10 protein-coding genes and 1 pseudogene are annotated in these 13,335 nt (G+C 59.3%); 5 read left to right on the forward strand and 6 right to left on the reverse strand.

Annotated elements, in window-relative coordinates; genetic code table 11:
• Nucleotides 1-10: 10 nt before the first annotated feature.
• Nucleotides 11-1,546, forward strand: a complete 1,536-nt coding sequence (locus ACP7CJ_RS01040) for a glucosyltransferase domain-containing protein (protein ID WP_276196682.1) — start codon at nucleotides 11-13, stop codon at nucleotides 1,544-1,546.
• 30 nt (nucleotides 1,547-1,576) lie between these two features.
• Here ACP7CJ_RS01040 and ACP7CJ_RS01045 read toward each other — a convergent pair whose 3' ends face one another.
• Complete coding sequence (locus ACP7CJ_RS01045; RefSeq protein ID WP_276196683.1) at nucleotides 1,577-3,196, reverse strand: FMN-binding glutamate synthase family protein; 1,620 nt, start codon at nucleotides 3,194-3,196, stop codon at nucleotides 1,577-1,579.
• 305 nt (nucleotides 3,197-3,501) lie between these two features.
• Here ACP7CJ_RS01045 and ACP7CJ_RS01050 point away from each other — a divergent pair.
• A pseudogene (locus ACP7CJ_RS01050) lies at nucleotides 3,502-3,761 on the forward strand (type II toxin-antitoxin system RelE/ParE family toxin).
• Nucleotides 3,762-3,769: 8 nt separating this feature from the next.
• Nucleotides 3,770-4,075, forward strand: a complete 306-nt coding sequence (locus ACP7CJ_RS01055; RefSeq protein ID WP_426099622.1) for a HigA family addiction module antitoxin — start codon at nucleotides 3,770-3,772, stop codon at nucleotides 4,073-4,075.
• Nucleotides 4,076-4,155: 80 nt separating this feature from the next.
• On the opposite strand, the gene ACP7CJ_RS01060 is transcribed toward ACP7CJ_RS01055, so the two are convergent.
• The 4 genes from ACP7CJ_RS01060 to ACP7CJ_RS01075 are packed head-to-tail and all read right to left on the reverse strand — an operon-like array spanning nucleotide 4,156 to nucleotide 10,249.
• Nucleotides 4,156-5,544 carry an ATP-binding protein gene (locus tag ACP7CJ_RS01060; RefSeq protein WP_426099621.1) on the reverse strand — a complete coding sequence of 463 codons (1,389 nt, stop codon included), beginning with the start codon at nucleotides 5,542-5,544 and terminating at the stop codon, nucleotides 4,156-4,158.
• Entirely contained in the window at nucleotides 5,541-7,355 is a 1,815-nt protein-coding gene (locus tag ACP7CJ_RS01065) for a DAHL domain-containing protein (protein ID WP_247403209.1), read from the reverse strand. The genes ACP7CJ_RS01060 and ACP7CJ_RS01065 overlap by 4 nt, the downstream gene beginning before the upstream one ends.
• Before the next feature lie 10 nt (nucleotides 7,356-7,365).
• Nucleotides 7,366-8,322, reverse strand: coding sequence for a cytochrome-c peroxidase (locus tag ACP7CJ_RS01070; protein WP_426099732.1), 957 nt, complete (start codon nucleotides 8,320-8,322; stop codon nucleotides 7,366-7,368).
• A 52-nt stretch (nucleotides 8,323-8,374) separates the two neighbouring features.
• Nucleotides 8,375-10,249, reverse strand: coding sequence for a putative bifunctional diguanylate cyclase/phosphodiesterase (locus tag ACP7CJ_RS01075; protein WP_276196686.1), 1,875 nt, complete (start codon nucleotides 10,247-10,249; stop codon nucleotides 8,375-8,377).
• 257 nt (nucleotides 10,250-10,506) lie between these two features.
• Here ACP7CJ_RS01075 and ACP7CJ_RS01080 point away from each other — a divergent pair, with 257 nt between their 5' ends.
• Nucleotides 10,507-11,853, forward strand: a complete 1,347-nt coding sequence (locus ACP7CJ_RS01080; RefSeq protein ID WP_276196687.1) for an HD domain-containing phosphohydrolase — start codon at nucleotides 10,507-10,509, stop codon at nucleotides 11,851-11,853.
• Between the two features lie 48 nt (nucleotides 11,854-11,901).
• The gene (locus tag ACP7CJ_RS01085) at nucleotides 11,902-12,315 is read left to right on the forward strand and encodes an NUDIX hydrolase (protein ID WP_276196688.1); all 414 of its coding nucleotides are present in this window, start codon (nucleotides 11,902-11,904) and stop codon (nucleotides 12,313-12,315) included.
• Nucleotides 12,316-12,348: 33 nt separating this feature from the next.
• On the opposite strand, the gene metR is transcribed toward ACP7CJ_RS01085, so the two are convergent.
• A complete protein-coding gene (gene metR, locus ACP7CJ_RS01090; RefSeq protein WP_276196689.1) occupies nucleotides 12,349-13,266 on the reverse strand; it encodes a transcriptional regulator MetR in 918 nt (305 codons plus the stop codon).
• Between the last annotated feature and the right edge of the window lie 69 nt (nucleotides 13,267-13,335).

A 13,335-nucleotide genomic window follows, 5' to 3' on the forward strand; every position in this document is an offset into this window, starting at 1 on the left:
GAGGTAAACGATGACTGATTTCTGGCTGAGGCCGCTCTCAAGATGCCACCGGTTGATATTGTTTGGCGTAGCTGTCTTTTTGTTCGCCTGGCCACTGATCCTCGCTGACCACCTCTACCTTGATGACAACTTGCGAGCACTATCTGGCGGGATGACCTGGCAAGAGAGTGGTGTAACCTGGCAAGAGAGTGGTATGACCTGGCAAGAGAGTGGTCGGCTGTGGGTCGAGCTTTTCTATCAAGGGCTTTCTTTTAGCAGCGGCATGCCGGATGTTTTTCCATTGCCGTTAGTGTTGGCGATGGTGTTGTTTGTTTGTGCGCTTGACACGTTGGTTATGCACTTATTCCAACGATCTACAGCCGCAACTTGCCTGGTGGTATTACCACTGTGGTACAGCCCTTTTTTCCTGCAAAACCTTTCCTATCACTATGATGGCCCGACAACGGCTTTTGGGGTGGCGGCTGCTATTTATGCAATTACGTTTCGTCATCGCTCAATGATTTTGCGACAGGCCGTGGCGGGGCTGTTAATGGCGTTGGGGTTGGGTTTTTATCAAATGGTCATCAACGTATACATCGGATTGTGTTGTGTTGAATTGATTCGGGAAGTGGACAGGAACCTATCGTTACGTCGCAGTTTGCTGTTATTGCTCGATCAATGTTTGAAGTTGACCTTGGGGGTTCTGATTTATGTGCTGACGGCCTATCAGTTCACGGTTGCGGAACGAAAGGCTTTGCGCGTCCTTGACGGCGACTGGTTACGGCTTTTGAGCAATGACCTGCTGACGTGCGTGCAGCACATTGCATTGTTGGTTCACGACGGAAACCGTTGGTTAATAGCTCTGGTGCTCGCGCTCGCGGCGTGCGGCTTTTGCTTGAGCCTTTATCGCATTTTCAAAAGCGATAACACGTTTTTCCAAAGGCTTATGTTGAGCCTGATCTGCCTTATTGCCCTTGCAGTGGCCTTTCTTGCGATTCCGGGCTTGGCACTGGTTTTCAGGTTTTTTGACAGCAATGCCAGGTTGATGATGGGGATGTCGACATTTCTGGTACTGGTGTTTTATTTGTCCCGAAACGTGCTGGTGCTGGGCGGGGAGAAATGGGGACTGCTATTGCTGCTGCCGTTACTGGCAATGCTGGCTTTTTCTTATGCCTATGGGCGTGTATTAACGTTACAGAAGGAACTGGAAAACAGTGTCGTTCACTACCTGTCTTATGAGTTGATAACCAACGAGCGACTATCGGGTATCGAGCACGTTCAGATGGTCAATAACTTCAGCAACGATTGGTATGGTGGCGCTGAGGGCGCAATGAAGATAATGCCTGCTTTGAGGTATGTGCTTAACGTTCATGTCCTGCTCCAGCCAGAGTTACTGAGCCGTTCGGGAGTAATAGTACCGTTCCCACCTACTCAGAGCTTTGATTGGTGGGGCCGACAGCAGCAGGGAGAACGTCTGATCGAGAACCGCTTTTACAGTGTGTATCTTCAGGACAAGACTGCAGTTGTCGTGATGAAAGATATATCTGCCGACGGGAGGGTTCGTTAAGGGGCGCCTGAGCTCCAGGCGCCGTTTGGACTACGCAGCCACCACCTCATGCGGCTCAAAACTATCCGCCCGCGCCATCTGCCACATGCGCGAATAAAACTCGCCGTTCACTTCCCCGGTTAGCAACTCCCCGGGCTTGAGGAACACATGCAGCTGCGAGAACAGCTTGATTTCGGTGGCTGACATACGTCGCACCAAATGCTTGGCCGACAGTTGCGACGGGTGCTCCAGGCCCGCTGCCGCGAGCATTTCGGCCAGGGCCTTGAGGGTGTTGCGGTGGAAGTTGAACACGCGCTGGGCCTTGTCGGGCACGACCAGGGCGCGTTGGCGCAGGGGGTCCTGGGTGGCGACGCCGGTCGGGCATTTGTTGGTGTGGCAGCTTTGCGACTGGATGCAGCCGATGGCGAACATGAAGCCGCGCGCCGAGTTGGCCCAGTCGGCGCCGATGGCCAGGACGCTGGCGATGTCGAAGGCGCTGACGATCTTGCCGCTGGCGCCGAGTTTGATCTTGTCACGCAGGTTCAAGCCCACCAGGGTGTTGTGGACGAACAGCAGGCCGTCGCGCAGCGGCACGCCGATGTGGTCGGTGAACTCCACGGGCGCGGCGCCGGTGCCGCCTTCCTTGCCGTCGACCACGATAAAGTCGGGGAGGATGCCGGTTTCGAGCATGGCCTTGGCGATGCCCATGAATTCCCACGGATGGCCCAGGCAGAACTTGAAGCCAACCGGTTTGCCGCCGGACAGTTCGCGCAATTGGGCGATGAAGTGCATCAGCTCGATCGGGGTGGAAAACGCACTGTGGCGCGATGGCGAGACGCAGTCTTCGCCCATCAGAATGCCGCGTGTATCGGCGATTTCCTGGGTGACCTTGTGCTTGGGCAGGATGCCGCCATGGCCAGGCTTGGCGCCCTGGCTCATTTTGATTTCGATCATGCGCACTTGCGGGTTCTGCGCCTGCTCGGCGAAGCGCTCCGGGTCGAAACGGCCATCGCGGGTGCGGCAGCCGAAGTAGCCGCTGCCCAGCTCCCAGGTCAGGTCGCCACCGTTTTCGCGGTGATAGGGGCTGATGCTGCCTTCGCCGGTGTCATGGGCGAAGTTGCCCAGCTTGGCGCCCTGGTTGAGCGCGCGGATCGCATTGGCGCTCAGAGAGCCGAAGCTCATGGCCGAGATATTGAAGACCGAGGCCGAGTACGGCCGCTTGCATTGCGGGCCGCCGACCATCACGCGAAACGAGTTCGGGTCAGTCAGCGGAGCGGGGCGCATGGAGTGGCTGATGAATTCGAAGCCCGACTGGTACACGTCGATCAAAGTGCCGAAGGGTTTGTCGGCGGTTTCGTTCTTGGCGCGCGAGTAGACCAATGAGCGTTGCGCACGGGAGAAGGGCAGGGCGTCGCTGTCGGACTCGAGCAGGTACTGGCGGATTTCCGGGCGAATGCCTTCGACCAGGTAACGGATATTGCCCAGGATCGGATAGTTGCGACGTATCGCGTGAGGGCTTTGCAGCAGGTCGAAGAGGCCGAGCAGGCTGAGGAGGCCGGTGACCAGGGTAATGGGCCATAACCATTCATGTTCGATGAAAGGCAGGCTGGCGAGGGTGAAAATGACGCACACGGCAAACACCGCGTAACGGCTTAGCAAGGACAGGCTCATACGGTTACCTTGGGGTCGGACTCTTCTGGTCGGTGCGGCATTCTGCGCCAGTAAGGAAACCCTGAACAACCTGTAGGTGCATTCGCTTGGGTCGCATAGACACGGCGGACTGGCCCGATATAGACAGTTGGCGTGAGGCGTTCAGGCCTTACCTCTAAGGCCGTTCCAGTGTCTGGAGCGGCTTTTTTGACTGCGGCACTGGCCGCTCGTCGCCATCCCTCAGGGCCTATTCAACTGCCGGTTGAATACATCGACAGCCCATGTAGAGCTGGTCCTTAATGAATAACGTTAAGCATTAAGCGAGGATAAGAAGCTTTAAATGCGCCGAAACCCAAAACCTGTTTGAAACCGGTCGAATCCGACGCTGGTCCGCTGTCGTTTCCGTGGTGGAACGAAAGCTGAGCATGCTGGATGCAGCGGTTGATCACCGCCCGGGAATCGGCTGGAACCGCTATACGGTGACAGGGAGGGGCAACACAGTATCCGAATCAATGGTCAATTCCGGGTCTGTTTCATTTGGGGGCCTCACGGCCCTGAAAATGTTGAAATTGTGGATTACCACTGAGGTGAATCATGTTTAAGAATGGTATGCGGCCTGTACACCCTGGGGAAATACTCAAGGAAGAGTACCTGGAACCGCTGGGCCTGACCGCAGCCGCTCTCGCAAGGGCGCTGCATGTTTGCGCCCCTACGGTGAATGACATTGTGTTGATGCGTCGGAGCATCAGTGCGGACGTTGCATTACGCCTGGCAGTCGCGTTGGAAACATCTGCACAGTTCTGGCTGAACCTGCAGACCGCCTATGATCTGCGCACTGCGGAAATTGCCAAAGGCGCCCAGATTTACAAAGAAGTCGAGAGAGTTGCGCATTGCGCATGAGGTCGTATCGGGTCCTATTCGAACTCGATGGAAAGTTCGGGAGTTGATCCGACCGTTGCGTGATGCTTTTTCGAACGGGCCTACACCGCTGTTTGGCGAATGGGCAGCACCACCCGAAACGTGGTGCCTTTGCCCAACTCGCTGCTGACGGAGATTTCACCATGGTGTTTCTTGACGATGCCGTAGGAGAGTGACAGCCCCAACCCCGTGCCTTCGCCCACTGGCTTGGTGGTGAAGAACGGGTCGAAGATATTCTGCAGGGCGTCCGGGGCAATTCCGCAGCCGTTGTCCGCGACTTCCAGCCAGATGCTCTCGCCTTCCACGCCGTTGCTGATGGTAATGGTGCCGCGCTCCGGCCCGATGGCTTGCGCTGCGTTGATCACCAAATTCATCACCACCTGGTTGAGCTGCGAGGCCAGGCATTCGATTTCCGGCAAGGGCGCATAGTGCTTGATCACGTCGGCTTTGTACTTGAGCTCGCTGGCGACGATGTTCAGGGTCGAATCGATGCCTTGTTGCAGGTTGGCCCACTGCCAGGTCTGGTCGTTGTCCACCCGCGAAAAGTCTTTCAAGTCCTTGACAATTTGCGCCACACGGCCGATGCCTTCCTTGGATTCGCGAATCAGCGTCGGAATATCTTCCCTGAGAAAGTCCAGGTCCAGGCGATGGCGCAGGGCTTGGAACTGATCATCGCCGATCGCGGTTTCAGCCTGGCGGTAGGCATCGAGCATCTGCTGCAACTGCGTGAAATAGCCCTCGAGGGTGCCGAGGTTGGAGGAAATGAACCCCACCGGGTTGTTGATCTCGTGCGCCACGCCCGCAGCCAGTTGCCCCAGGGACGCCAGTTTTTCCGATTGCACCAGTTGGCTTTCCAACTGCTTGCGCTCGTCGATCTCCAGTTGCAGGGCCTGGCTGGCGTGGGTCAGCGCTTGGGTACGTTGTTCCACCAACAGTTCCAGCTGGCTGGTTTGCAAGGACGCGCGCCGGGCCATGTCCCATTTGGCAGTCAGGGTGTTGGCCATTTGCTGGACTTCGATGTTGTCAAACGGCTTTTTCAGGATCAGCAGCCGGTCATGGGCGTGCAGGCGAAACAGCAGCTCTTCCCAGGAATAATCCGAGTACGCGGTACACACCACCACCTGCAGGTTCGGGTCGACCTTCCACAGTTCTTCGATGGTTTGCGCGCCGTCCCAACCCTGGGGCATGCGCATGTCGACAAAGGCCAGGGCGTAGGGCCGTTGCGCGGCCATGGCGGCCTCGAGCAGTTGTAAACCTTCCTGGCCACCGTAGGCAGAGTCCAGCTCGAACAGCGGGCCTTGCGGTTTGTCGCTGGCGCCGAACAGCGTGGCTTCCATAGCGTCCAGGGCCTGGTTCTGTTCCAGGGGCGGCTTGAGGATCTTGCGGAAATCTTCGTGAATCGAGGGCGTGTCATCGATCAGCAGAATCCGCCGGTTCGGTGGTTGGTTCATGCGGGGCCTGCTGCATCGTTGAGGGGGATTTGCAAAGTGAACAGCGCACCCTTGCCCGGGCCGTCGCTATGGGCGGTCAGCCTTCCATTCATTTCAATGGCTGCCAGGGCACAGCTGTGCAGGCCGAAGCCATGGCCTTCCTTGCGCGTGGTGAAGCCGTGGGTGAAGATCCGCGTCATGTTTTCGGCGGGGATGCCTTCACCTTCGTCTTTGACGCTGATTTGCAGGATGCTGTCCTCCACGGTCGTGATCGACAACGTAATCTGCCGAGGCCTGTCGCTCAGGTTGGACATGGCGTACTTGGCGTTGCTGATCAGGTTGACCATGATCAGCAGCAGCCGGTGTTTGTCGGCCATGATCTCAGGCACCTGGGCATATTCCTTGACCACCGTCACATGATGGCGATTCAGTGCGCCGGAATTCATGCGCAGCGCGTCGTCCATCAGGGCACTGACCTGCAAGGGCTCCAGCACGCTGGAAACCCCGGCGTAGGATTGCTGGGTGGAGACGATGTCCTTGATGTGGTCGACGCTTTTGCTCAATTGCGCCAACTCATCGCTCATGCCCTGTTGCTCGACGGCGATGGCTTCCACCAATTGGTTGAGGTAGCCGGGCAGCAGTTTGCCTTTTTCGTCTTCGCGCAGGTAAGTGCCCAGGTCATCAGGGTGTTCGTTGATCAACTGCATGGCCTTGCCCAGCCCCGATGCTTTGCTGGTGCGCAGCTTGCGCGCGACCAGTTCGGCGGAGATGTTCACGCTGTTGAGCACGTTGCCCACGTTGTGCAACACGTTGGTCGCGATCTCCGCCATGCCCGCCTGGCGTGCGCTGTCGAGCAGTTCGCTTTGCGCATCCTTGAGCTGGCGGGTGCGTTTTTCCACGCGCTGTTCCAGGCTCGCGTTGGCGGTGTGCAGGGCGCGATTGACCCGGTTGATCTCGGCGAAACTGCGCAGCAGCCGAATGGCCAGGTACAGCAGCAACGCCACCAGCAGGGTGGAGAACACCAGTAAGTAGTTGTGATACTTCTGCTCGATCAGGTCGGAGGCCTGCTGATCCTGATTGAGGTGGGTGGTCAGCTCGTCCAGGCGCTCGGCCACCGGAACTGCGGCGATCTGTTCCAGCAGGGTGTTGACCAGCGGCTGTTCGCGCAGGATCAGCGCAATGTGGTTGCTGAGAATGTCCACCGGCAGATGGAAGTCAGCCGGCAAGCGTTCTTTGTTCACGGCCAGCAGGTTCAGGCCCAGCAGGATCTCGGCCGCGCGGTCGTCACTGGCGACCTGGGCGAATTCCATGCTGCTGAGCAACAGGTCATAGGTGTCGGTGGCCACGTTTTGCAGGGGCAGCCGGCCCTCGTCGTCGAGCCGGGAGAACGCAGCCTGGATATCGTCTTCGGCGGTCGGCAGGAACGCCAGGGAGTTGCGCAGCACCGCGTTATGGGATTTGAATTGGTCGATCCGCCGCGCTTTGTCCTGGATCGCCGCCTCGCCGGCGTCCAGGCTGGCTTGCCAGCCGGGCAGGTCTTTAGGCGCGTGGTATGACTCGTGGTGGCGCAGTTCCTCCCAGAGTCGGGTGATCTGCGTCAGTGGCGTCACCAGGGGATCGTAGTTGTGGGTCAGGGCGATTCTGGCCTTGAGCACTTCACTGTCCCACTGCGCATTGAGCTGCTGCATCTGGCGGATCAGGTCACGGGACTCGGTATAGCGGCTGGTCTGGTCGGAGGTTGACTTGATGTACAGGAACACCAGTACCGATGCCAGCAGCACGGTCGCGGTGGCCAGCAGCAATTGGACGACGTTGTGGCGGGAGAGTCTCATGACCGTCTGCTCATAGAGGTTTGCCCGCCCATTGGCCGGTCAGGGTCTTGAGAAATTTGATGATCTGGTCCTTGTCTTCTGCTGAGGGAATGCGCCCCAACTGGAAGGTGAACATCACGTCCACGGCTTCTTCCAGGGTTTTTGCTGAGGCATTGTGAAAATACGGCGCGGTGACGGCGACGTTACGCAAGCTGGGCACCTTGAACACGTTACGATCTTCGTCGTCGTGGGTAACGAGGTAGCGGCCCAGGTCGGTCTCGGCGGGAGGGCGGTCCTTGAAATAATCCCCCATGACGCCGAATTTCTGGAACATGTTGCCGCCGATATTCATGCCTTGATGGCAGGCGATGCAGCCATATTCCTTGAAACGTTGGTAGCCGTATTTTTCTTCGCGGGTGAGGATCTCGGTATTGCCTTGCAGGTATTGGTCGAAGCGTGAGTTGGGCGTGAGCAATGTGCGCTCATAAGTCGCCAGGGCATTTTGCACATTGGCCGCCGTTACGCCGTCGGGGTACACCTGGGTGAACTGGGCCTTGTAATGCGGCATGGCCGCGAGGTTGTCGACCACGGTCTTCCAGTCGCTGCCCATTTCCCGCGGGCTGATGACCACCTGTTCGACCTGAGCCTCGAGGGTGTCGACCCGGCCATCCCAGAACTGCTTGAAGTTCAGGCTGGCGTTGAACACCGTGGGCGTGTTGATCTTGGCCGGTTGGCCATCAACGCCCAGGGAAAACGGCTTGTCGTCGGCCCCGCCCGTCTCCAGTCGATGGCAACTGGCACAGGACAGGCTGCCATTGACCGACAGGCGTTTCTCGTTGAATAACTGGCGCCCCAGCTCAACCGTTGCCGCATCCAGCAGCGGCACCGGCGGCAGCGGTTTGAGCGGTTCATCCAGCGGCGCGGCCAACACGGGCAGGGCGCCGCCATACCCCAGGACGACGGCAAAGCCGAGTGCCCGAGGGGACAGGCGAGGAGAGCGAGAGGGGAGACGGCTCAAGCGTTCGTTCCTTGATAGACAGTTATTGGTCAGGCATCAGGCTGGGGTGCCCGGCCTGCATCAATTGAGCGAAGTCATCGGCAGCCACGGCTTTGCTGAACAGGAAACCCTGACCCTCCTCACAGCGGTGGGCTTTGAGAAATGCCAACTGCTCCAGCGTCTCGACGCCTTCGGCAACGATGTTCAAGTCCAGACTCTTGCCCAGGCTGATGATGGCACTGATCAGTTGTGCGTCCTGGCTGTTTTCGCTCAAACCGCGCACGAAGGATTGATCGATCTTCAGCACATCGATGGGAAACCGTCGCAAGTAACTGAGGCTGGAATAGCCGGTGCCGAAATCGTCGATCGACAGCCGCACGCCCAGGGCCTTGATGCCTCGCAGGGTGACGAGCGTGTCCTCGACGTTCTGCATCAGCACGCTCTCGGTGATTTCCAGTTCAAGCAAACCGGGCGCCAGGCCCGTGCGCTCCAGAATAGCCGCCAGGTTCGCGACAAAATTGCGCTGGCGAAAATCAATCGCCGAAATATTCACCGAGATACACAGCGCAGGCAGGCCGGCGGCGCTCCAGGCCTGCGCTTGCTCGCAGGCTTGGCGCAACACCCATTGGCTCAAGGGGACGATCAGGCCGCTGTCTTCGGCCACGGGAATGAAGGCTGACGGGTAGATCCAGCCGTGGTCGGGCTGGTGCCAGCGAATCAGCGCTTCGGCGCCGACGATCTGGCCGCTGTTCAAATCCAGTTTCGGTTGGTAGTGCAAAATAAACTCATCGCGCTGCAAGCCCAGCCGGATCGCGGTTTCCAGACTCTGCTGGGCCTGGGCGCGCAGGTTCATCTCGTTGATGAAGAAACTGAAGTCGTTGGGGCCACGGGCTTTGATGGTGTGCATGGCGGTTTCGGCGTTCTTGATCAACTCCACCGCGTTGAAACTGTCGTTGGGGTAAATACTGATGCCCAGGCTCGCGGTGACGCTCAAGTCATGCCCGGCCACATAGCGTGTCGCGCTGATGGCACCGAGCAGTTTTTCGGCAATGTACTGGGTTTGCTGAGGGTGCTTGATGTCGTTGAGGATCAGCACAAACTGGTCGGCGCCATAGCGAAACACCGAATCGGACTCGCGCACCGTGGCCACCAGGCTTTGGCTGACCTGCTTGAGCATGTCATCGCCGACCGGGTAGCCCAGGGCATTGTTGATGCGCTTGAAGCGGTCCAGTCCGATAAATATCACGGCCAACTGAGTGTCATGGCGCCTGCAGACGGCGATCGCCTGCGTCAGCCGGTCGCCCAGCAGGGCGCTGTTGGGCAGTTCGGTCAGGGCGTCGTATTGCAGCAGGTGCGAGACCTTGAGCAGTTCCTGCACGCGTTCTTCAATTGTGCGCTCCAACCCCATCAGTTTGAGCGCCGCGTCCTGGGCCAACTGCCATTTCCAGGTCAGCGCACTGGCCATTTGGCGGATTTCCAGGTTGTCGAACGGCTTTTTCAGGATCAGCAACTGGTCGCTGTATTGGATGCGCGCTTCGATGGCTTCGAAGGAATAGTCCGAGTAGGCCGTGCACAGGGCGATCTGCAGGTTTGGGTCGACGTTCCACAGCTGTTCGATGGTCTCCAGGCCGTCCCAGCCCGGCGGCATGCGCATATCGATGAACACCAAGGCGTAGGGCGCCTTGTCAGCCACGGCCTGGTTGACCAGGGCCAGCGCTTCCTGGCCCTGGTAGGCGGAGTCCAGTTCAAAGGTCTGGCGCACGGTGGGGGCGGTGCCGAACAGGGTTTCTTCGATGCTGTCCAGGGACTGGCCGCCATTGGCATCGGCGCACAGGATCTTGCGGAAATCCTCGTGGATGGAGGCCGTGTCATCGACGATCAGGATTCGTCGGTTGGCCCGTCCCGAGCACGGGTTCATGACTGACACCGGGGCGCGGGCAACTGGAAATTCTTACGCATCGGGCTTCCTTACCTTGAATGCTTCGGTAAACCGGGACGAGTCATGGCTTCATGCTACTAGCATAGTCGGGTCCCTTGAATAAGTACGCCAGTTGGCGTCAAATCAACCCCAATTACCCCAGCGTGCATCTAGCGCTCATCGCTTGTGCAAGTACAGCGATGGATTACGCCGGGGCGCGATGAAGCAACTGTGTGCCATTGTCAGGAGGTGTCGCCATGGATGAACAAACTGCTACGACGTCCCCTTACAGGCCAACTGTTTTGCTGGTCGACGATGAAGAGTCGATCCTCAACAGCCTGCGCCGCCTGCTGCGGGGCCAGCCTTATGATGTATTGCTGGCCGGCAGCGGTGCCCAGGCTCTGGAAATCATGGCTGCCCAGCCCGTCGACCTGCTTATGACCGACGCGCGCATGCCTTCGATGGACGGGGCGATGCTGCTGGCCGAGACCCACCGCCTGTACCCGGCCACCACGCGCATCCTGCTGACCGGCTATGCCGACATGACCATGATGATCAAGGCGATCAACGAAGGTCAGATCCACCGCTATATCAGCAAGCCCTGGAACGACGAGGAAATGCTCCTGACCTTGCGCCAGTCCCTGGAACACCAGCATTCCGAACGCGAGCGCGTGCGCCTTGAGCGGTTGACCCGCGATCAGAACGAGCAGTTGAAGGCCCTCAACGCCACCCTGGAAAAACGCGTCGCAGCCCGCACCAGTGAGTTGCAGCAAACCGCCGACATGCTCGACCTGGCCTACGATGAGCTAAAGCGCAGCTATGTGACCGGCACCGAAGTGTTTTCGCTGCTGGCCAACCTGCGCCTGCCCAAGCATAAGCAGACCAACCGCCAGTTGATCGAGCTGATCCGCGTGTACTGCAAAGCCCAGGCGGTGGACGAAGCCAGCGCCCGTGACCTGGCCATGGCGGCGGCGCTCTACAACATTGGCAAGTTGAGCTGGAGCGACGGCATGATGGCCGCGCCGTCGGACCTGCTGCACAGCAACGACCGCGAACGCTATCGGGTCTACCCGACGCAAAGCGAATCGTTATTGATGACCCTGGAACCGATGAAGGACGCCGCCCGGCTGATCCGCCATCACCAGGAACGCTGGGACGGCACCGGGTTTCCCGATCACCTCAAGGGCGATGCGATTCCCGAAGGCGCGCGGTTGCTCAAACTGGCGGTGGACTTCATCGAACTGCAGAAAGGCCTGATCCTGGAGCGGCAGATGAACAGCGGTGAAGCACTGCTGTACATCCGCAAGTACGCGGGGCGGCTCTATGATCCGGATATGGTCGAAAACTTCGTCCTGGCCTGCGCCACGTTCCTCAGCGACGTGACCCTGGGCGACCCCAACGTCAAAGTGCTAAGCACCCGTGAACTGGCCGAAGGCATGGTCCTGGCGCGCAACCTCAACGCCGATAACGGCATGTTGCTGCTCAATGCCGGCAAGGTGCTCAACCTGCCGCTGGTGGACAAGCTGATCGCGTTTGAAGCGATGGAGGGCGCCAAGTACAGCGTGTTTATCAAGGAGCCGGAAGAGCCGCAGCTTTTAGGCTGAGGCGCTTCATGGGATTATTGTGCCTTTGCATTCAAGGTGATTTTGTCCATGCCAACCACTATCCGCATCGCCGCCGCGCTCCTGATCGGCGGCGACGGCCAGACTTTGCTGGTGCGCAAGCGCGGCACCCAGGCGTTCATGCAACCGGGCGGCAAGATCGATGCCGGTGAACAACCGGTCGAGGCGCTGGCCCGTGAGCTGCACGAAGAACTGAACGTGCGTATTGAGCCGAGCCAGGCGGTCTACCTCGGCCGCTTCTCGGCCCCGGCCGCCAACGAACCGGGCTTTACGGTGCAAGCTGAACTGTTCCAGGTGCAGATCGATGTGCCGGTGACGCCGGCGGCCGAGATCGAAGAAGTGCGCTGGATCGACCCGGCCGGTGACGGCGGCCTGCACTTGGCGCCCTTGACGCGTGAGCTGATCCTGCCGTTTTATCGCCAATCGCTGACCACCACCGCCTGATTGGCGCGCTCAAAGGACTGAGCCGTGCGCCCCTCAACGCACGGCGCTGACCCCATCCAATGTGGAAAACGACGTGTCCTTGGCCGTGAGCAGAAAGTCGCGCATGTAGGGCGCGTCCAGCATGTCTGCACGAATCCCCGCATACAGCGTCGCAAACAGGCCTTTTTCACCCAGGCGCTTGGCCTTGACGTAACCGCGCGAGCTGTATTCATGCAGGGCCCAATGTGGCATGCCGCACACGCCACGACCGCTGGCGACCAGTTGCATCATCATCACTGTCAGCTCCGAGGTGCGCACCTGGGCCGGTTCCACATCGGCGGGTTCGAGGAACCGCGTGAAAATGTCCAGGCGGTCGCGTTCCACCGGGTAGGTGATCAGGGTTTCGCTGAGCAGGTCTTGCGGCACGATGTACGACTTGTTCGCCAGCGGGTGCTGGTTGGCCACGGCCAGCATGGCTTCGTAGGTGAACAGCGGCACATACGTGATGCCCGGCAGCTCCAGCGGGTCGGAGGTGACCACCAGGTCCAGGTCGCCACGGGCCAGGGCCGGCAGCGGGGCGAAGGCGAAACCGGACGCCAGGTCCAGCTCGACTTCGGGCCAGGCGTCGCGGAACTGGTCGATGGTCGGCATCAGCCATTGGAAGCAACTGTGGCATTCGATGGCCATGTGCAGGCGTCCGGCGGTGCCGCCGGCCAGGCGCGCGATGTCACGCTCGGCGCCGCGCAGCAGGGGCAGGGTGGCGTCCGCCAGTTGCAACAGGCGTAAGCCGGCGCTGGTGAAACGCACGGGTTTGGTCTTGCGCACGAACAACTGCATGCCCAATCGCTCCTCCAGCTCTTTGAACTGGTGGGACAGGGCGGACTGGGTCAAGTGCAGGCGTTCGGCGGCTTCGACCAGGCTGTCGGCTTCGCGCAAGGCGTGCAGGGTTTTCAGGTGGCGGATTTCCAGCACCGTGGCCTCCATGAGCAATATTGATGAAAAATTCGAATGGGGTGAGTTTGTCTCATGTTGCTCGGACTG

Origin of the sequence: Pseudomonas sp. PSPC3-2 (assembly GCF_049897085.1) — a bacterium.
Taxonomy (GTDB): Bacteria; Pseudomonadota; Gammaproteobacteria; order Pseudomonadales; family Pseudomonadaceae; genus Aquipseudomonas; species Aquipseudomonas paraveronii.